This window comes from Rhizobium mayense, assembly GCF_030272705.1.
Taxonomy (GTDB): domain Bacteria; phylum Pseudomonadota; class Alphaproteobacteria; order Rhizobiales; family Rhizobiaceae; genus Rhizobium; species Rhizobium mayense.
This window is the reverse complement of sequence record NZ_JARFYM010000001.1, coordinates 244,077-263,321: the sequence shown is the minus strand read 5'-3', so window position 1 is coordinate 263,321 and position 19,245 is coordinate 244,077. Positions and strand designations below refer to the sequence as shown.

Here is a 19,245-nt window from a genome sequence, read left to right as displayed (position 1 = left end):
TGGACCGACATGACCGACAACAAGACCAAGAATCCACCCCTTTCCGGTATTCGCGTCATCGAACTAGCCCGCGTTCTTGCCGGCCCCTGGGCAGGGCAGATGCTGGCTGATCTCGGCGCCGATGTCATCAAGGTCGAGAACCCAGACGGAGGCGACGATACTCGCCATTGGGGCCCGCCTTTCGTCGAGGGCAAGGATGGGGAAAACCTTTCGGCCGCCTATTACCACTCTGCCAATCGCGGCAAACGTTCCGTTGTCGCCGATCTCAAGACCGAAGAGGGCCAGGCCCTTGTTAAGCGGTTGGTCGCAACCGCCGACGTGTTGATCGAGAATTTCAAGCTCGGCGGTCTGGTCAAATACGGGCTGGACTACGAGAGCCTCAAAAAGATCAATCCGAAACTGGTCTATTGTTCTATCACAGGCTTCGGCCAGACCGGTCCCTATGCGGGCCTCGCAGGCTATGACTATATCGTTCAGGGCATGTCCGGCTTCATGTCGATCACGGGCGAGCCGGACGGACAACCGATGAAGGCGGGTGTGGCGATCGCCGATATCTTCACCGGCATCTATGCCGTCTCCGCGATCGAAGCGGCCCTGATCCACGCGCTAAAGACCGGCGAAGGCCAGCTTGTCGACATGGCGCTGCTCGACGTGCAATCCGCCGTACTCGCCAACCAGAACATGAATTACCTGATCTCCGGCAAGGCCCCGACGCGGCTTGGCAATGCCCACCCCAATATCTCGCCCTATGAGGTCGTGCCGACGGCCGATGGCTATCTGATCCTTGCTGTCGGCAATGACGGGCAGTTCCGTCGCCTCTGCGCGATCCTCGGCACCGAGATGCAGGCAAATGATGAGCGCTATGCGACCAACAAGACCCGCGTCACCCATCGCGACGACGTCCGCGCTTTCATCTCGGCGAAAACGCTTTCATGGAAGAAAGCGGATCTGCTGAAAGCCTGTGAGGACAATGCGGTGCCAGCGGGGGCCATCAATACGATCGAAGACATGTTCGCCGATCCGCAGATCCGGGCTCGCAGTCTGCGGATCGATCTCGAAGATGCTGCCGGCACGGTCATCCCGAGCGTGCGGACGCCGGTCGTCTTGTCGGAAACGCCGTTGACCTATACGCGGCCGAGCCCGCGTCTTGGCGAACATCAGGAGGAGGTTCTGGCCGAATTGGCGGAACTGGAGGGAGAGGCAAAAAAATGAAGCATACCGGCGGCCAGCTCATCGTCGAAGCCCTGAAGGCAAACGGCGTCCGGCGTATTTCCTGCGTTCCCGGCGAGAGCTTTCTCGCTGTGCTGGACGCGCTGCATGACAGCGACATCGACGTGCTCGTCTGCCGGCAGGAGGGCGGCGCGGCGATGATGGCGGACGCCTGGGGCCGTTTGACGGGCGAACCCGGCATATGCATGGTCACCCGCGGTCCGGGCGCGACCAATGCCTCCGCAGGCCTGCATATTGCGCGACAGGATTCGATCCCGATGATCCTGTTCATCGGTCAGGTCCAGCGCGATGCGCGCGAGCGCGAGGCCTTTCAGGAGGTGGAATTCCGGCGTGCCTTCACCGAATTTGCCAAATGGGTCGGCGAGATCGACGATGCTGCCCGTATTCCGGAATTCGTCACCCGCGCCTTCGCCGTTGCGACATCGGGCCGGCCCGGTCCGGTCGTGCTGACCCTGCCTGAAGACATGCTGCGCGACGAGGTCGAAGCCCCCAATGCCAAGCGCTATATGCCGGTCGCGGCCCATCCCGGCCGCAGCCAGATCGACGATCTCTATCTGCGGCTGATCGAGGCCGAACGGCCAATGGTCATCGTCGGCGGCACGCGCTGGGACGAGGATGCGGTGGCGGATCTCAGAAGCTTCGCTGAACGCTTCAAGCTGCCGATCGGCTGTTCCTTCCGCCGGCAGATGCTGTTCGATCATCTACACCCGAATTACGCCGGCGATGTCGGTATTGGCATCAATCCAGCCCTGGCAAAGGAGATCAAGGAAGCCGATCTGCTGATCCTGCTGGGCGGCCGTTTCTCGGAAATGCCATCCTCCAGCTATACGCTGATGGACATCCCCTATCCGCAGCAGCAGCTTATTCATATTCATCCCGATCCATCCGAGCTCGGCCGCGTCTACCGGCCGGATCTGGCGATCTGCGCCAGTCCCTCCGATTTCGTGGCTGCATTAGCCGATCTGGAAGCTCCAGCAGAACCGCGTTGGGCAGAGCAGACGGAGCGCATGCATGCCGCCTATCTCGCCTGGTCGAAAACGCCGGAAAAAAGTCCCGGCGACGTGCATATGGGCCGGATCATGGATTGGATCGAGGCTAACACTGTGCCCGACGCCATCTTCACCAACGGCGCCGGCAACTATGCCACCTGGCTGCACCGCTTCCATCGTTTCCGCCGTTTCAACACCCAGGCCGCACCGGCCTCCGGTTCGATGGGCTACGGCTTGCCTGCGGCTGTCGCCGCCAAACAGCTCTTTCCTGAGCGCGAAGTGATCTGCTTTGCCGGCGATGGCTGCTTCATGATGCACGGCCAGGAGTTCGCGACTGCCGTGCAATATCACCTGCCCTTGATCGCCCTTGTCATCAACAACGGCATGTATGGCACCATCCGCATGCATCAGGAGCGGGAATACCCCGGCCGCGTCAGCGCTACAGCCTTGAGCAACCCGGATTTTGCCGCCTTCGCCCGGGCTTACGGCGGCCACGGCGAAACGGTGAAGACCACCGAGGAATTCGGCCCGGCCTTTGAACGCGCACGTGCCAGCGGCAAGCCGGCAATCATCGAGGTCGTACTCGATCCCGAGGCGATCACGCCGTCGCGCACTTTGACGGAAATTTCACAATCAAAAAGCCGGTGAGCGCAAGCTCACCGGCCTTTTCAAAAAATTCACCGAATCTCAGATCAGTCGATCGCGGCGGTGACGATGAACTCGACCTTGTACTTCGGTGCAGCGAGCTTGGCTTCGCTGGTGGCGCGGGCCGGCGTGTTGGCAGGATCGACCCAGGCTTCCCAGGCGGCGTTCATTTCCGCGAAATAGGAAATGTCGGAGAGATAAATCAGCGTCTGCAGGATCTTCGACTTGTTGCTGCCGGCGGCAGCCAGCAGGCGATCGACTTCGCCGAGTGCCGACTTGCACTGGTCGGTGACGCTTTCGCCTTCACCAACCTGGCCGGCGAGGTAGACGGTGTTGCCGTGAATGACAGCGCCGCTCATACGGGCTCCGACGTCGATACGCTTGATGCTCATGGTTCTCTCCTGATGTTGTCCGGTGACGGGTAACAAACCGGGCGCTGCTCATCAGCAACGCCCTTAATCTCTCGCATGTTCGGAACGCGGTGACTTAGCCGCGGATATGATGGGTCTTCTGATAGATCGCGGTCGAGCGCGCACCGGAGCGGCAATAGCCGAGCATCGGCCGCGGGAATTCGTCGAGCGCATCGACCATGCCTTCCACGGCCTCTTCGGTCACGCCCATCGGCCCAACGGGCACATGCGCGATTTCGAGACCGAGTTCCTTGGCACGGGCTGCTATGACTGAAAACGGCGTCTGATCCGGGCTCTCGTTGTCCGGGCGGTGGCAAACGATCGAGTTGAAACCCATGGCCTTGATCTGATCGAGATCCTCCAGGGTGATCTGGCCGGAAACCGAGTATTCGTCATCGATCTGGCGGATATCCATGGTTCATTTCCTCTTTGAAACCGAGGGCCATGGTCTACGCCGCCACAAAGCAAGCGTCAACCGCTCAGACCTTCAGGCGAAGGCAAAGTTGAGTGCGAAACTCCTGGCTTCGCCGGGCTGAAGAATATTGAATTCGCCCGCCTCCTCCAGTTCGCCGCGTGCTGCCAAGCGGTGCGAGACGGGTTCGATGCCGAGGATATGGGCCGGCGCGCGCTGATTGCGCCAGACCTGCAGGAACGGCAACGTATCCGTGCCGAAGCGGACCCGCAGGGATTTGCCGCCGATGGCAGCGATCGGCCCGAGGCGCACTTCCGACCAATCCTCACCCTTCGCCGTCGCCGGCACGCAGAAAAGACCGCCCAATTCCTCACCGAAGGTCCAGGGAAAACCGCCGTTCTCCAGCATCTGGCCGGAGAGGCGCACTCCGTCATCGAACCATTTGGCGCCGACATTCATGTGATACATCAGGAAGACCGGCATAGCCTCGACGCTGGTATTGACGACACGGTCCGTGAGCGAAACCTCGCCTGTCGTGCCGTCGATGCGCCAATGGCGCTCCAGCCGTGCCGTGTGGCGTTCGGCGGTGACGACATCGATATCGGCACGGCACTCGGCATTGCCGTCCTCGAACCGAGTCCACAGGATTTTGGCCGGATGCGAGGAGAAAGAACCGTGCAGCGGATAGCGCCTGCCCTCGAAAGCGCCCGACATCGGTTGCGGATGGCGGATATGATCCGGGCCGCAGGTGAAGAGGAAGCCTTCCAGCGAATGATCGATGCGCGGGTCGCCGTCGTCCGGGATAGCGCGTCCTGGCGCAAGATTGTTGCCGTCGACGATACAGGCGCCGATATCCAGCACAGAACTTTCATCCAATGTCAGTTTCGGTCCCTTGGCCGCGGCAAAATCCATCATCTTCTGCAATCCTCCCTGGTTGGCTCTCGATCGGCCGTCCGTCATCGAAATGGTTTCAAAATGGGACAGGACGAAAATTAATGGTGGTTTCTCTTATCGAACGTTAACTTCGCGCCTTGATCACACAAAATTTTATCTTTTATTCAGCATGATAATCTTTAATTCCATACTGGCGTCAAAATTGCCATGTGTGTGTCGGCTCAGCCATCACCCGAGGGATTCCACAGACGTGAACCGGTTCCTGAAACTAAGCCTTACACTGGCCTTTGCGGCCACGGCATCTGCTCTCGCATTGACTGATGCGCAGGCACAATACTACCGCAACGGGAACAACGACATCATTCTGGTCACCCCCGACGGACGAATCCTCGATCAATATCCGGACCAAAGCGTCGTGACCGTCGCGCGCGACGGGCGTGGCCATCGCGTATTGATCGACCGCTACGGCAATGTCCTTGCAACCGAGATGCGCGCAAGCACCTATTTTCCGCGCGCCCCCGGCCGCAACGTCTACAATGACAACGGCAATGGCGACGGTAACCGGTATGGCGACACGCAGCTTTCCGACAATGGCGGCTACCGCGACTATCGCCAATATCGCGGCGGTGACTATGGAAATGACGGTGGCTATGTCGACAACGGCGATGGCCAACAGGACCGCGGCGTCATCACCAGCGGCATCCCGCGCGATGGTGATATGCAGCGCGAGCCTCTCGACAACCAGTCGCTGCCGGACATGAATGGCCAGTCCCAACCCAATCCGAGCGGCAACGACTACGCATCGATCGATCCCCAGGAGCAGACGCCCGGTATCGAGCGCAAGCCGCCGGCCGAGCCCGTCATCACGCTGAAAGGCAAGTCGAAACTGGAGATCACGGCGCTTGAGGTCTTCCTCTCCCGCCAGGGCATTTCGCCGGGCGCGATCGATGGCCGCATGGGTGCCAATGTCACCAAGGCGATCTACGCCTACCAGCAGATGACGGGCCAAACGCTGAACCCGAACGACACGGATTCGATCCTGGAGCAACTGCGACTGTCAGGCGGCATGCCGATCGTCAACTACACGATCACGCCTGCCGATGCCGCCGGTCCCTATGTAGCGTCGATCCCTGAAGATTATGCCGCAAAGGCGCAGATGCCTTCGCTCGGCTACACGTCGACCACGGAAATGTTGGCCGAACGCTTCCATATGGACGAAGGCTATCTGAAAGAACTCAATCCCGGCGTCGACTTCACAGTTCCCGGCAGCACGATCAAAGTGGTCAATACCGGTCCCGGCAAAACCGGCACCGTCGCAAAAATTCTCGCCGACAAGGGACGCAAGCAGGTTTTCGCCTATGATGCCAGCGGCGCCCTGATTGCCGCCTACCCCGCGAGCATCGGCTCGACCGACACGCCGTCGCCCTCCGGCACGGTGACAGTCGAACGCGTCGCCTTCAATCCCGGCTACACATACAATCCGAAGATCAACTTCAAGCAGGGGGCCAACGACAAGATCCTCGACATTCCGCCCGGCCCCAACGGCCCGGTCGGTGTTGTCTGGATGGCGCTATCGAAGCCGACCTACGGCATCCACGGGACACCAGATCCTTCGAAGATCGGCAAGTCGCAGAGCCACGGCTGTGTGCGCCTGACCAACTGGGATGCGACGGAACTCGCCAAGATGGTCAAACCCGGCGTAGTCGTCGAATTCGTCGATTGATCGCACTTGGCACAAATGACAAGGCCGCCGGATGAGCGATCCAGCGGCCTTTTTCTATTGTGAAAATTCGTCAGGCCGCAGTGCGGATCGCCTCTTGGCCATCGCCGCGAGCTGAAGCCGTCAGCCGTGCCGGCAACAGCCGCATCATTTCCTCGGCAAAGGCGCGGGCATTTTCCTGGGCCTTGTCGAGATTGCTGACCCGGGCTGGGTCCATCGTGTAGAGCGTACCGCCACAGTCGAAAATATCGCGGAAGGCCGAGCGTTCGATGATCGGCGTTTCGAGAACCGTGACACTCCGCTCGGACAATAGCGCTTTTACCGTCTGCAGTGCTCTGGTCGTCACCATCGAGTTGACGCGGGTCAGGACGACCGAGTGATTGATGTGAATGCCGGCCCGCTGTCCGAGATATTGCAGCAGCTCCAGCACCTGGGCCCCGCCTCGCGCATCCATCGCGCAGCCTTGGATCGGAATAAGCACATGATCTGAGAGACCGAGCGCCGTTGCCAGCAGCGGCGTGCGAGCGCCCGGCAGGTCGAGGATGAAATAGTCCGTCTCACCGTTCTCGGAAAGATGCACGGGCAAGGATGCGCTGGTCACGAAGTCGATGACCGAGATGTTAGGCACATGGCCTGAGATTTCGTACCAGTGCGAAATCCAGTGCTGCGGATCAGCGTCGAGAATAGTGACGCGATAGCCGCGCCGTGCCAGCTCCGTGGACAACAACAGAACCGCCGTCGTCTTTCCCGCCCCACCCTTCGTATTCGCAAATGTGATAACTGGCATTGTCGGTCTCCGGCAGATGGCGGCGAGCACGAACATCGCTCTTTTCCGCACCATCTGAGTCATCGGTGCAGTTAACGCATTGTTTCGAGATATGGTTAACAAAGCCTTAATGGCTCCTTGCCGACAGCGCGGTGTTGCGTCGGCGAAACCAAAGTGCAGCGCCAAGATTTCTGCCGCCGACCTGGCAGATAGGCACAAAAAATCGTGCCGCAATCGTCTCGCGGCACGATCGAAAGCTGAGCGATGCGACTAGAAGCAGTCGTGGAACAGCGCTTTGGTGTTTTCCAGCGTCATTGGCACGGGATTGCCGCCGGCGCTCGGATCTTCGATCGCCATGGCTGAGAGCTCATCGATGCGATCGGGCGCAATGCCCATGGCCGAGAGGTTTTCGGGCACGCCGAGTTCGGCCCGCAGCTTCAGCACATAATCATAGAAACCGTCGAAACCGCCGGCAATGCCGAGGTAAGCAGCCGCACGGGCGATCTTGTCTTCGATGGCCTTGCGATTGAAGCGCAGGACGGCCGGCATGACGACAGCGTTGGTCATACCATGATGCGTGTTGTAGACGGCGCCGATCGGATGCGACAGCGCGTGAATGGCGCCAAGTCCCTTCTGGAAGGCGACGGCGCCCATGGCGGCGGCGCTCATCATGTTGGCTCGAGCTTCGAGGTCGGTGCCTTCTCTATGGGCGCGCGGCAGGAATTCCTTGACGAGCCGCATGCCTTCCAGCGCGATGCCGGCCGACATCGGGTGATAGAAGGGCGACGAATAGGCTTCCAGGCAATGGGCGAAAGCATCCATTCCGGTGCCGGCGGTGATGATCTTCGGCATGCCGACGGTCAGTTCCGGGTCGGCGATGACAACGCCCGGCAAAAACTTCGGATGGAAGATGATCTTCTTCACATGCGTTGCGGAATTGGTGATGACGCTGGCGCGGCCGACTTCGGAGCCGGTGCCGGCAGTGGTCGGCACGGCGACGATCGGGGCGATGCCCTCGACATTGGCACGGGTCCACCAATCGCCGATATCCTCGAAATCCCAGACCGGCCGCGTCTGGCCTGCCATGAAGGCAACGCATTTTCCGAGATCGAGCCCCGAGCCGCCGCCAAAGGCGACGACGCCGTCATGGCCACCATCCTTGAAGGCCTTGACGCCGGCATCGAGGTTCTTCTCGTTCGGATTCGGATCGACATCGGCGAAGATGGAGCGACCGAGGCCGGCGTCTTCGAGAATATCCAGAGCCGTCTTGGTGATCGCCATCGAGGCGAGACCCCGGTCGGTGACCAGGAGCGGCTTCTTCATGCCCAGGCTCTTGCAGGCATCCGCCAGTTCCGTAATCCGGCCGCGGCCGAGCTTGAAGGCGTTCGGATAGCTCCAATTGGCTGAGATATTGCTCATGCTGTTACCTTCTTCAAATGGTAGGATTTCGGGCGCGTCAGGTTGTGGAATCCGATGATCGAGAGCGAGCCGCCACGACCGGTTTCCTTGACGCCGGTCCAGCAAAGCGCCGGGTCGAGATAGTCGGCGCGGTTCATGAAGACGGTGCCGGTTTCGATGTCGCGGCCGATGCGCGAGGCGCGCTCGGCATCCCTGGTCCACAACGAAGCCGTCAGGCCATAGGGGCTGTCGTTCATCAATTCCAGCGCTTCGGCATCGCTCTTCACCTTCATGATACCAACGGCCGGGCCGAAGGTTTCCTCGCGCATGAAGGCCATCGAGTGATCGACATCGACGAGGATCTGTGGAGCGAGATAAGCGCCACCGTCATCAGCCGGGAAAAGCTTGGGGTCGACCAGCGCCTTGGCACCCTTGGCAACGGCGTCAGCGATCTGCTCGCGCACCACCTTGGCGAAACGCTTGTTCGCCATCGGGCCAAGTGTGGTGTCCGGATCAAGCGGATTGCCGAGCTTGTAGTTCGACACCCAGGCTACCGACTTCTCGACGAAGGCGTCGTAGAGCGATTCGTGCACATAGATCCGCTCGATGCCGCAGCAGCATTGGCCGGAATTATAGGTGGCGCCATCCATCAATGTGTCGACGGCAGCATCGAGGTCGGCATCTTCCATGACATAGCCCGGATCCTTGCCGCCAAGTTCGAGGCCGAGACTAGTGAAGGTGCCGGCGGCAGCGCGTTCGATCGATCGCCCGCCTTCGACGGATCCGGTGAAGTTGATGAAGTTGAAGCTGCCGGCGGCGATCAGCACCGAAGTCGTCTCGTGGTCGAGATAGATGTTCTGGAAAACGTCGGCGGGAACGCCGGCTTCGACGAAGGCCTGGACCAACCGCTCACCGACCAGAAGCGTCTGGCTGGCATGCTTCAGAATAACGGTATTTCCGGCCATCAATGCCGGAGCGACCGTGTTGATCGCGGTCATGTAGGGATAGTTCCACGGCGCGATGACGAAGACAACGCCGTGCGGCTCGCGCTCGATGCGGCGTGCGAAATTCGCGCTGTCTTCCACCACCATCGGCGACAATGCATCGGCTGCGATCGATGCCACATAATTTGAGCGCTCGTTGAAGCCCCTATATTCGCCGCCGTATTTGATCGGGCGGCCCATCTGCCAGGCGAGCTCCGACACGACGACATCTGCCATTTCGTTGAGCCGGGCAACGCCCTTCAGAACGAGCTGAACGCGATCCTCCAGCGGGCGACGCGCCCAATCCTTCTGCGCCTTGCGGGCACGGGCGACAGCTTCCTTTGCGGCCTCCAGCGACAGCGCCGGACGCTCCGCATAAACCTCCCCGTTCACCGGGGATATGCATGTGATCATGGTCATGATCGAAATCCTGTTTTTATAGTCACCAATTTGATCGCCGGATGTTTCTCAGCCCGCCGCCGCTCGATCGCGTGAAGCGACTCGGTGAATGCGCAGCACATCCTAGCGCCGCTCCTGCCCGACGATGGAATGAAAACCTGGCAGGAAGCATATTGCAACCAGCCTTACGCCCTTTCGAATCCGCGCGCCACTTCCCAATCGGTAACGCGGCGATCATACTCTTCCTGCTCCCAGTCGGCAGCGCGGGTGTAATGATCGATGACGTCGTCGCCGAAAGCCGCGCGCAGCATCTTCGAATTGGTCATGGCCGTGGTGGCATCGCGCAGGGTGCGCGGAATTTCGCGAACCTCACGGGCGCCGTAAGCATCCCCCACGAACGGCGCTTCCAGCTCAAGCTTGTTCTCGATACCGTCGAGGCCGGCGGCAATCAGCGCCGCGAAGGCGAGATGGGGATTGAGATCGGAACCGCCGACGCGGCATTCGATTCGGATCGACTTGGTGTCTTCGCCACAAAGACGATAACCCGCCGTGCGGTTGTCCTTGCTCCAGATCGCCTTGGTCGGCGCGAACGTGCCGGCCATGAAGCGCTTATAGGAGTTGATGTAGGGCGCCAGGAAGTAGGTGATTTCGCTGGCATGGGTCAGAAGGCCGGCGACATAGTGCTTCATCATCGGCGACATGCCGTACTTGCCGCCCTCTTCGAAGAACATCGAGCTCTTGCCGTCGAGGCTCCAGAGCGACTGGTGGATATGCGAGGAACTGCCGGCGGCGCTATAGCTCCACTTCGCCAGGAAGGTGATGGCCTTGCCCTTCGACCAGGCGATTTCCTTGCAACCGTTCTTGATGATCGCGTGGCGGTCGGCCATGGTCAGCGCGTCGGCATAGCGGACATTGATCTCTTCCTGGCCGGCGGAAGCCTCGCCCTTGGAATTTTCGACCGGGATGCCGGCGCCTTGCAGCCCCGTGCGGATCGCCCGCATGACCTCTTCTTCCTTGGAGGTCTGGAAGATGTGGTAATCCTCGTTGTAGCCGCTGGCGAGCTTCAGATGGCGGTAGCCGGACTCGCGCGCGCTGTCATAGCTCTGATCGAAGAGGAAAAATTCGAGCTCCGAGGCCATGTACGCCTTGAGACCCATGACCTCCAAGCGCTTGACCTGCTTCTTGAGGATGGCGCGCGGCGAATGCGCCACCTCCTCATGCGTGTGATGGTCGAGGACGTCGCAGAGAACAAGCGCCGTGCCTTCGAGCCAGGGAATACGGCGAAGCGTGGCAAGATCAGGCTTCATCGTATAGTCGCCATAGCCCTTCTCCCAGCTTGTCGACTTGTAGCCTGAGACGGTTTCCATCTCGATGTCGGTCGCCTGGAGATAATTGCAGCTATGCGTTTCCTTCCAAGCGCTCTCGAGGAAAAATTCCGCCTGGAAACGCTTGCCCATCAGGCGACCCTGCATGTCAACCTGACATGCCAGAACCGTATCGATGCGCCCCTCGGCCACATCCTGTTTGAGGTCGTCGAACGTATAGCTGGTGCTCATGAGTGATCCGCCTGAACAGTGAATTGGGACTTCGGACAACAAAACGACAGCTTGCGGCAGGATGCGACCCGGCGCTGTGCGTTTCGTTCATACCGGTGAAGGGGCCGCGCGCAGGCGGCCCCACGGTTTAAGAAATGCAGCTCCGAGGGTCAGCGTTCGCCGACGGCGGCTTCAGCCGCTGCGATTTCGGCTTTGCGCCTAGCGATCTCCTCGCCGATCGGCGGGCCCCGGAAGCGGCGACGTTCGAAACCGAACCAGACGATCCCCGTCAGGACAAGGAAGCCGACGGTGATGATACCCGCCCAGTCATTCGGCGGCTGAATGCCGATAACAAAGATCACGATCATCGCGATGATCGAGAGCACGGCAAAAAGCTTGAACCCCATCTCGCCGAGATTCCACGGGCCCATCTTGTCCCACTTCGACGTGCCCCATGCGAATAGACCGAGCGTGATCGGGATCGCGAAGGAGAAGAAGAGGAAGATGACCGTGCACGAAACGACGATCGTGTACACCGGCGTGTCGCCGATCGATACCAGCGACGAGCCCCAGACGAACAGCACCGAAAGGATCGAGCCTGTCCAGATCGCGGATACCGGCGTGCGGAATTTCGGGCTGACCTTGGAAAGCCCCTTCGATGCCGGAAGGCCGCCATCACGCGAGAACGCGAAGATCATGCGCGATACCGACGTGACCGTCGCGAGGCCGCACAGCCACTGGCTGACGAAGATCAGGAAATACAGGATATCCTTGACGATGGGATTGACCCGAGCGTCCATCGCCCAGAAGAACACGTTCCAGCCCTGCTTTGCGGCATCGTCCATGTTCGGCAGCATCAGAACGAACGCACATAGCATGATGTAACCGAACAATGCCGACCAAAGCACCGAGGCGACCATGCCGCGCGGAACGGAATGCGCTGCCTTGAGAGTTTCCTCCGAGGTGTGCGCCGAGGCATCGTAACCGGTGATCGTGTAGATCGGCAGCAACAGGCCGAGGGCGAAGACCCAGAAGGTGGACACCTGCGGCCAGACCGGTACTCCAGTCGCCGACCCGTCAGCAGCGATGGTCGCCACGCCGGAGTAGTTTGTGAAGGTGAACAACCGTGCGAAATCATAGGACGGCGCGGCGATCAGGCACACGACCGCCAGCGCGATCGAAGTGGCGAAGATCAGATAGCCGGAGAAGTCGGTCAGCTTCGCCGTGAGCCCGATACCCATGTGGTTCACGAGTGCCTGAAGGCCGGTGATGACGACCAGGAACACAATCCGGACCACTGTTGTATCGACCATGCCAAAATAGCTGCCGAGAGCGCCGAGGAAGAAATAATAGGTGCCGACATTGATCGCCCCGAGAACGGTGACGAGGCCGAGCAGGTTGAACCAGGCTGTCAGCCAGCCGGTGAAGCGGTTGCCGAGGATCGAACCCCAGTGATAGAGCCCACCCGCCGTCGGATAGGCCGAGCTGATCTGCGCCATCGCGACGGCGAAGACCAGAGAGATGAAGCATCCGACTGGCCAGCCGATGCCGATCGCGGCACCACCTGCTCCCGAAGTCGCCTGAGCGAGCGAATTGATGCCGCCCGAAAGAATGCAAATGATCGAAAAGGATACGGCGAAATTCGAGAACGAGCTCATGCGCCGCTCCAACTCCTGGGCATAGCCCATGGAGTGCAGAATATGCACGTCCTGCTTTTTGTCTAACTCTGTGTAATCAGACATGTCATTCCCCCTAAAACCCGGCCGTCCGCGGAATTGCGGAAAACCATGTACCATGTGCGCCACCGGCTTTTGCCGTGCGGCCCGATCGCAGTTGAACTGCTCCCCGGGGTCATTTTTATACTCAGGCTTCCAGGCTGCTCTGGATAAGCCCTGTCAGATAGCCGGCCATGACCCCTTGGCCGACGTCATCTCCGATGAGGTCGTTGCGGACCTCGATCATTGCGTTATGCAAACCATTGGCGAGCCCATGCAGTTTCAGCGTATGGGTAACACCATCCTCTGGCCCATAAGGCTCGTTTCGTTCCGTGCGGTAGAGCGGCGCCTGTGTGGCCGCTTCGAGCATGCGATCCGCCAGCCAATGGTCTTCGTCGTGCAGGATGCCGAGCTCCACTGCCCGCTGCCTGCCGTTGTACACGGGCGTAAAACTGTGAACCGTGACGATCACGGTTTGTTGTTCCCTCGCCGCTCGCTCTTTCAAGAGAGCCCGAATGCGGTCGTGGAATGGTATATAAAGAGCGTCGGTTCGTGCCTGTCGGTCGGCCGCCTGCAGGTGCTGATTGCCGGGGATCGTGTAGATCTCGCTGGTTTCCGGCATGGCGCCCGCGCTTTCCGGCGGCCGATTGCAGTCGTAGATCAAGCGCGAGAAGCGTTGGTAGACCAGCGTAGCATCGAGGCTATCAGACATTTTCCTGGCGACGGCCAGCGCACCGGGGTCCCAGGCGATGTGACTGGAAAGCGCTTCGGTCGAAAGGCCGAGATCGCCGAAATATTCCGGCAGCGTGCGCGAAGCATGTTCACAAATGATCAGAACCGGGCTTGCTCCGGCCGGTCGTTCGACCGCAACGCAATCGCCATCCGCTTCCGTCAGAATCCCCTGCCGAGCAAGCATCAAAGGAGCCCCACCGCTACCTAATAAAATCTTTATAAGAAAAGAATTCTTCAGGTTTCGGCGACTGTCAACTGGGAACTGAAATTATTTCTTCATTTGTGACATTGACACCAAATGTGACAGCGTAGTTATATCTTTATAGGAGACTGGCATAAGACCGTCCCTGGGGAGCTAAAATCGAGTGAGCAATGCGTCGAAAACAGTTTCGGACGTTATCCATGCCCAATTCGACGCGTTGACGCGCGCCGAAAAGCAGCTCGCCAAGAGCCTGCTCGACAACTATCCGGTCTCGGGGCTGGGCAGCATTACGACGGTTGCCGAAAATGCGCGGGTTTCCACGCCGACAGTGGCCCGCATGGTGCAGAAGCTCGGTTTCAAGGGGTATCCGGATTTTCAGTCCCGCCTCCATCAGGAGGTCGAGGCGACCATCTCAAATCCACTGACGAAGCATGACCGCTGGGCATCCAATGCCCCCGGCACACATATCCTCAATCGCTTTGCCGACGCCATCATGGGCAATCTTCGCCAGACACTGACGGATATTGATGCGGCAACCTTCGATAGCGTCGCTGCGCTGTTGTCGGAGCGCAAGCGCGGGCTTTATTTCGTCGGTGGGCGCATCACAGGCGCGCTTGCCGAATATTTCTTCACCCATATGCAGGTCATCCGCCCGAACACGACCCTGCTCTCCTCCAACTCCAGTTCTTGGCCGCAATATGTTCTGAACATGAATCCCGGCGACCTGCTCGTGATCTTCGATATCCGTCGCTATGAGCAGGAAATAGTCAGCCTCGCTGCCGCCGCCCGCCGCCACGGGGCCGAGATCATCGTCTTCACCGACCAATGGGCCACCCCCGCCGCCAAGCATGCCAAACACACGTTCCGCGTGCAAATCGAAGCCCCATCGGCTTGGGATTCTTCCGTCGTCACCCTCTTCATCGTCGAGGCCCTGATCGAAGCCGTACAAAGCTCGACCTGGGATGAGACCAGTGAGCGCATGAAAACGCTTGAAGGCCTGTTCGAACAAACAAGGCTGTTCCGCAAGCTAGGTTAGAGGGAGGGGAAGTATAAAAAATATAACTTGGGGATCGCCGACAAGTTAGAGCCTGTCATCGTTAGCGGATAAAAGTAAATCCCCGACGTTTCAGGAAACGCAACCCGCTGCAACCCGTCACACAACCTTCATGCAACGTCATTAACAGCAACGCCAGACACTGAAAACCCAAAAGGAGGAATACCAGTGATCTCGAAAATTCATCGTCTTCTGACGCTCTCCACTGCGATGCTCGTCGCTTCGAGCGCTATCGCTGCTGCTGAACCGAGCGCAGACCTCATCGCTGCCGCCAAGAAGGAAGGCACGCTGACCACCATCGCCCTGCCCCACAACTGGTGCGGTTATGGCGACCTGATCGCCGCCTTCAAGGCAAAGTACGGCCTCGAGGTCAACGAACTGAACCCGGACGCCGGGTCGGGCGATGAAGTCGAAGCCATCCGCGCCAACAAGGGCAACACCGGCCCGCAGGCTCCCGACGTCATCGACGTCGGTCTCTCCTTCGGCCCGACCGCCAAGAAGGACGGTCTGCTGCTGCCTTACAAGGTTTCTACCTGGGACTCGATCCCGGACAGCGCCAAGGATGCTGACGGCTCCTGGTACGGCGACTACTACGGCGTTCTCTCCTTCGTCGTGAACAAGGACGTCGTCAAGAATCCGCCGAAGGATTGGGCTGACCTGCAGAAGTCGGATTACGCCAACACTGTATCGCTCGCCGGCGACCCGCGCGCTTCCAACCAGGCTGTTCAGGCGGTTTACGCTGCCGGTCTCGCCGCTGGCGAGAAGGATGCAACCAAGGTTGGCGACGCTGGCCTGAAGTACTTCGCCCAGCTCAACAAGGCTGGCAACTTCGTTCCGATCATCGGCAAGTCCGCTTCGCTCGCTCAGGGCTCCACCCCGATCGTCGTCGCTTGGGATTATAATGGTCTCGCATGGCGCGACAGCCTGAACGGCAACCCGCCGGTCGACGTTACGGTTCCGGCTTCGGGCGTTATCGCTGGCGTTTACGTCCAGGCGATCTCGGCTTTCGCTCCGCACCCGAACGCTGCCAAGCTCTGGATGGAATTCCTCTATTCCGACGAAGGCCAGATCGGCTGGCTGAAGGGCTATTGCCACCCGATCCGCTTCAACGACCTGGCGAAGAACAAGAAGGTTCCGCAGGAGCTTCTCGACAAGCTGCCGCCGGCAGCAGCCTATGAAAAGGCTATTTTCCCGACGCTCGACGAACAGAACGCCGGTTCGGCTGTCATCACCAAGCAGTGGGACAGCGTCGTCGGTTCGAACGTTCAGTAATCTGACTTGACGTGACCTCCCCGCTTCGGCGGGGAGGTTTTCCATTTTCCGACGCCGCAAATTGGGGCCCCTCATGAGCACCGTCACAACATCAGCAGTCAGTACCGCACCTCTGATCAACAAGCGTATCGTCGTCGACTGGCTGGGCATCGCCCCGTTCGTGATCTTCACGCTGTTGTTCCTGATAATCCCGACGCTCTATCTCGTCATGGGCGCGTTTTTGACGCCGGACGGGAGTTTCACGCTCAAGAATCTCGGCGATCTGTTCACGCCGACCATCCTGAGCGCCTATTGGATCAGTATCAGAATCTCGGTTGCCTCCGCGCTCGGCGGCGCGATCATCGGCTTTTATCTCGCCTGGGCGCTCGTACTCGGCGGTCTCCCCACCTGGATCCGCAGTGCCTTTCTGACCTTTTCCGGCGTCGCTTCCAATTTTGCAGGCGTACCGCTGGCCTTCTCTTTCATCGCAACGCTAGGTCGCCAGGGCCTGGTCACCATATTGCTTGCCCATTTCGGTTTGAACCTTTACGCGACCGGCTTCAATCTTCTGAGCTTCTTCGGTCTCACCATCACCTACATGTACTTCCAGATCCCGCTGATGGTGCTGATCATTACGCCGGCGCTGGACGGCATGAAGAAGGAATGGCGCGAAGCCGCGTCCATTCTCGGCGCCACCAACAAGCAATATTGGCTGATGGTCGCCCTGCCGATCCTCTGGCCCAGCCTGCTCGGCACGACGCTGCTGCTTTTCGCCAACTCCTTCGGCGCCATTGCAACCGCTATCGCGCTGACCGGCAGCTCGCTGAACATCGTCCCGATCGTGCTCTATGCGCAGATCCGTGGCGACGTACTGCACAATGCCAACCTTGGCTATGCGCTGGCGCTCGGCATGATCGTCATCACAGGTATTTCAAACGTCATCTATATCTTGATGCGCATGCGCGCTGAACGGTGGCAAAAATGAAGCTGCAAAAATTCTTTGCCTGGATCGCAGTCGCCATCGGCGTCATCTATTTCTTCGTTCCACTTATCGGTACGCTGGAATTTTCGCTGCGCATGCGGCGCGACGTCTATAGCTTCGACGCCTATAGATCGGTCTTTTCGGACCTGGGCTTCCTGACCGCCTTCGGCTTCTCCATGCTGATGGCGCTCCTGACCATCATCTTCGGCATGCTCCTTGTCGTACCGACTGCCTACTGGGTGCGGCTGCGTCTGCCGCAGATCCGCCCCTTCGTGGAATTCGTCACGCTGATGCCGCTGGTCATTCCCGCCATCGTCATCGTCTTCGGCTATCTCCGCCTTTATAATTCGTCGTCGATCCTGCCGCTGACCGGCTACAACCAGACAACGAACCTCCTGCTCGTCTGCTCCTACATTGTATTGTCGCTGCCTTATATGTACCGTTCGGTGGATACGGCTATGCGCACGATCGATGTCGGCACGCTGACGGAAGCGGCGGAAAGCCTGGGTGCTAAGTGGACGACGATCATGTTCAAATGCATCTTCCCGAATGTGATGAGCGGTGTGCTTTCCGGCGCTTTCATCACGCTTGCGATCGTCATGGGTGAATTCACCATGGCGTCGCTGCTCAACCGTCCGGCCTTCGGACCCTATATGCAGCTCATCGGCGCCAACAAGGCTTACGAGCCATCGGCGCTGGCGATCATCGCGCTCGCTGTAACCTGGCTCAGCATGGGCCTGCTCCAGCTTGTTTCACGCTTCTCCAAATCCGCTCCGATTAAGGCGTAAGGCTTCACACCATGGCTTTTCTCGAACTCACCCACATCAAGAAGTCCTTCGGCGACGTCCAAGTCGTTCACGACTTCACCATGCATATCGAGAAAGGGGAGTTCATCTCCTTCCTCGGACCGTCTGGCTGCGGTAAGACGACCGTTCTCCGCATGATCGCCGGTTTCGAAACCCCGACCGCCGGCACGCTGACGATCAACGGCAAGGACCAGCGTCCGCTGAAGCCGAACCAGCGTAACATCGGCATGGTGTTCCAGGCATACGCCCTGTTTCCCAACATGACCGTCCATGACAATGTCGCCTTCGGCCTCAAGGTCGCCGGCGTTGCAAAGCCCGAGATCGACAAGCGCGTCAAGGAAATGCTGGCCTTGATCAAGCTCGATCATCTTGCCGGCCGCTACCCCTTCCAGATGTCCGGCGGCCAGCAGCAGCGCGTGGCGCTTGCCCGCGCTATCGCCGTCAAGCCGCAGGTTCTGCTGCTCGACGAACCGCTCTCGGCCCTCGATGCCAAGATCCGCGTATCGCTGCGCGAAGAAATCCGCGCCATCCAGCAGCAGCTCGGCATCACCACCGTCTTCGTGACGCACGACCAGGAAGAAGCTCTGTCGATCTCCGACCGCATCGTTGTCATGAACGCCGGCCGCGCCGACCAGATCGGCACGCCTTTCGAAATCTACAACACCCCGGCTACCCGCTTCGTCGCGTCCTTCGTCGGCACGTTGAACCTCATCGAAGGCCAGGTCGTCGATCCGGATAGCAGCCGCATCATGATCGGCGATCAGGGCATCACCTTGAAGCAGTCGGTTACGGCCTACAAGCCGGGCGATAAGGTATCGCTCGCCTTGCGCCCGGAAGCCGGCTCGCTGGCGGAATCGGCCAAGGGCGACACCGCGCTGACCGGCGAAGTCTCCTCGGCACACTTCCTGGGTTCGGTCATCCGCACGCGCATGAATGTCGGCGGCAACACCATTTCCTTCGACATGTTCAACAGCCCGGGCATGATGCCTCCGAGCGTTGGCGAGAAGGTCACGCTGCGGTTCGCCTCCTCCGATCTGCTGGTCATCCAGGACTGACGGACAAGGGCAGACGGATAGATTTTTCGCACGCGCCGGGCAAATCGCCCGGCGTTTTTCTTTGATT

General features: G+C 59.6%; 17 protein-coding genes. 8 read left to right on the top strand and 9 right to left on the bottom strand.

Features of this window, described 5'->3' with window-relative positions:
* The first annotated feature begins 9 nt into the window (after positions 1–9).
* Together caiB and PY649_RS01305 are read left to right on the top strand one after the other, a co-directional pair.
* The gene (gene caiB / locus PY649_RS01310; RefSeq protein ID WP_285866281.1) at positions 10–1,212 is read left to right on the top strand and encodes a succinate--glutarate CoA-transferase; all 1,203 of its coding nucleotides are present in this window, start codon (positions 10–12) and stop codon (positions 1,210–1,212) included.
* Positions 1,209–2,867, top strand: coding sequence for a thiamine pyrophosphate-binding protein (locus tag PY649_RS01305; protein WP_285866280.1), 1,659 nt, complete (start codon positions 1,209–1,211; stop codon positions 2,865–2,867). Before caiB ends, PY649_RS01305 begins: the two co-directional genes overlap by 4 nt.
* Before the next feature lie 44 nt (positions 2,868–2,911).
* On the opposite strand, the gene PY649_RS01300 is transcribed toward PY649_RS01305, so the two are convergent.
* The 3 genes from PY649_RS01300 to PY649_RS01290 all read right to left on the bottom strand — a co-directional run bounded on the left by PY649_RS01300 (position 2,912) and on the right by PY649_RS01290 (position 4,601).
* The gene (locus tag PY649_RS01300; protein WP_285866279.1) at positions 2,912–3,256 is read right to left on the bottom strand and encodes a RidA family protein; all 345 of its coding nucleotides are present in this window, start codon (positions 3,254–3,256) and stop codon (positions 2,912–2,914) included.
* A 94-nt stretch (positions 3,257–3,350) separates the two neighbouring features.
* Positions 3,351–3,689: a protein tyrosine phosphatase family protein gene (locus tag PY649_RS01295; RefSeq protein WP_285866278.1), complete on the bottom strand. Its 339-nt coding sequence runs from the start codon at positions 3,687–3,689 to the stop codon at positions 3,351–3,353.
* A 72-nt stretch (positions 3,690–3,761) separates the two neighbouring features.
* On the bottom strand, positions 3,762–4,601 hold the full coding sequence (locus tag PY649_RS01290) for a DUF4432 family protein (protein WP_285866277.1): 840 nt from the start codon (positions 4,599–4,601) through the stop codon (positions 3,762–3,764).
* Between the two features lie 229 nt (positions 4,602–4,830).
* Between PY649_RS01290 and PY649_RS01285 the strand changes: the two genes are divergently transcribed.
* On the top strand, positions 4,831–6,303 hold the full coding sequence (locus tag PY649_RS01285) for a L,D-transpeptidase (RefSeq protein ID WP_285866275.1): 1,473 nt from the start codon (positions 4,831–4,833) through the stop codon (positions 6,301–6,303).
* 70 nt (positions 6,304–6,373) lie between these two features.
* On the opposite strand, the gene PY649_RS01280 is transcribed toward PY649_RS01285, so the two are convergent.
* The 6 genes from PY649_RS01280 to PY649_RS01255 form a co-directional block, all read right to left on the bottom strand.
* Complete coding sequence (locus PY649_RS01280; RefSeq protein ID WP_285866274.1) at positions 6,374–7,087, bottom strand: ParA family protein; 714 nt, start codon at positions 7,085–7,087, stop codon at positions 6,374–6,376.
* A 249-nt stretch (positions 7,088–7,336) separates the two neighbouring features.
* Positions 7,337–8,485, bottom strand: a complete 1,149-nt coding sequence (locus tag PY649_RS01275) for an iron-containing alcohol dehydrogenase (RefSeq protein ID WP_285866273.1) — start codon at positions 8,483–8,485, stop codon at positions 7,337–7,339.
* Entirely contained in the window at positions 8,482–9,867 is a 1,386-nt protein-coding gene (locus PY649_RS01270; protein WP_285866272.1) for an aldehyde dehydrogenase family protein, read from the bottom strand. The genes PY649_RS01275 and PY649_RS01270 overlap by 4 nt, the downstream gene beginning before the upstream one ends.
* A 164-nt stretch (positions 9,868–10,031) precedes the next feature.
* Positions 10,032–11,402, bottom strand: coding sequence for a glutamine synthetase family protein (locus tag PY649_RS01265; protein WP_285866271.1), 1,371 nt, complete (start codon positions 11,400–11,402; stop codon positions 10,032–10,034).
* Positions 11,403–11,551: 149 nt separating this feature from the next.
* Entirely contained in the window at positions 11,552–13,123 is a 1,572-nt protein-coding gene (locus tag PY649_RS01260) for an amino acid permease (protein WP_285866270.1), read from the bottom strand.
* A gap of 121 nt (positions 13,124–13,244) precedes the next feature.
* Entirely contained in the window at positions 13,245–14,012 is a 768-nt protein-coding gene (locus tag PY649_RS01255; protein ID WP_432761308.1) for an N-formylglutamate amidohydrolase, read from the bottom strand.
* 181 nt (positions 14,013–14,193) lie between these two features.
* On the opposite strand from PY649_RS01255, the gene PY649_RS01250 reads away from it, so the two are divergent.
* The 5 genes from PY649_RS01250 to PY649_RS01230 all read left to right on the top strand — a co-directional run bounded on the left by PY649_RS01250 (position 14,194) and on the right by PY649_RS01230 (position 19,178).
* A complete protein-coding gene (locus PY649_RS01250; RefSeq protein ID WP_285866268.1) occupies positions 14,194–15,066 on the top strand; it encodes a MurR/RpiR family transcriptional regulator in 873 nt (290 codons plus the stop codon).
* Between the two features lie 186 nt (positions 15,067–15,252).
* Complete coding sequence (locus PY649_RS01245; RefSeq protein WP_285866267.1) at positions 15,253–16,356, top strand: ABC transporter substrate-binding protein; 1,104 nt, start codon at positions 15,253–15,255, stop codon at positions 16,354–16,356.
* Positions 16,357–16,429: 73 nt separating this feature from the next.
* A complete protein-coding gene (locus PY649_RS01240) occupies positions 16,430–17,320 on the top strand; it encodes an ABC transporter permease (RefSeq protein WP_285866266.1) in 891 nt (296 codons plus the stop codon).
* The gene (locus tag PY649_RS01235; RefSeq protein WP_285866265.1) at positions 17,317–18,105 is read left to right on the top strand and encodes an ABC transporter permease; all 789 of its coding nucleotides are present in this window, start codon (positions 17,317–17,319) and stop codon (positions 18,103–18,105) included. The genes PY649_RS01240 and PY649_RS01235 overlap by 4 nt, the downstream gene beginning before the upstream one ends.
* An 11-nt stretch (positions 18,106–18,116) precedes the next feature.
* A complete protein-coding gene (locus PY649_RS01230) occupies positions 18,117–19,178 on the top strand; it encodes an ABC transporter ATP-binding protein (protein WP_285866264.1) in 1,062 nt (353 codons plus the stop codon).
* Positions 19,179–19,245 lie beyond the last annotated feature (67 nt).

Bases quoted from the DNA above. Each gene is read 5' to 3' on its own strand.
- caiB (WP_285866281.1), top strand. From the start codon at position 10: ATGACCGACAACAAGACCAAGAATCCACCCCTTTCCGGTATTCGCGTC.
- PY649_RS01305 (WP_285866280.1), top strand. From the start codon at position 1,209: ATGAAGCATACCGGCGGCCAGCTCATCGTCGAAGCCCTGAAGGCAAAC.
- PY649_RS01300 (WP_285866279.1), bottom strand. From the start codon at position 3,256: ATGAGCATCAAGCGTATCGACGTCGGAGCCCGTATGAGCGGCGCTGTC.
- PY649_RS01295 (WP_285866278.1), bottom strand. From the start codon at position 3,689: ATGGATATCCGCCAGATCGATGACGAATACTCGGTTTCCGGCCAGATC.
- PY649_RS01290 (WP_285866277.1), bottom strand. From the start codon at position 4,601: ATGATGGATTTTGCCGCGGCCAAGGGACCGAAACTGACATTGGATGAA.
- PY649_RS01280 (WP_285866274.1), bottom strand. From the start codon at position 7,087: ATGCCAGTTATCACATTTGCGAATACGAAGGGTGGGGCGGGAAAGACG.
- PY649_RS01275 (WP_285866273.1), bottom strand. From the start codon at position 8,485: ATGAGCAATATCTCAGCCAATTGGAGCTATCCGAACGCCTTCAAGCTC.
- PY649_RS01270 (WP_285866272.1), bottom strand. From the start codon at position 9,867: ATGACCATGATCACATGCATATCCCCGGTGAACGGGGAGGTTTATGCG.
- PY649_RS01265 (WP_285866271.1), bottom strand. From the start codon at position 11,402: ATGAGCACCAGCTATACGTTCGACGACCTCAAACAGGATGTGGCCGAG.
- PY649_RS01260 (WP_285866270.1), bottom strand. From the start codon at position 13,123: ATGTCTGATTACACAGAGTTAGACAAAAAGCAGGACGTGCATATTCTG.
- PY649_RS01255 (WP_432761308.1), bottom strand. From the start codon at position 14,012: ATGCTTGCTCGGCAGGGGATTCTGACGGAAGCGGATGGCGATTGCGTT.
- PY649_RS01240 (WP_285866266.1), top strand. From the start codon at position 16,430: ATGAGCACCGTCACAACATCAGCAGTCAGTACCGCACCTCTGATCAAC.
- PY649_RS01235 (WP_285866265.1), top strand. From the start codon at position 17,317: ATGAAGCTGCAAAAATTCTTTGCCTGGATCGCAGTCGCCATCGGCGTC.
- PY649_RS01230 (WP_285866264.1), top strand. From the start codon at position 18,117: ATGGCTTTTCTCGAACTCACCCACATCAAGAAGTCCTTCGGCGACGTC.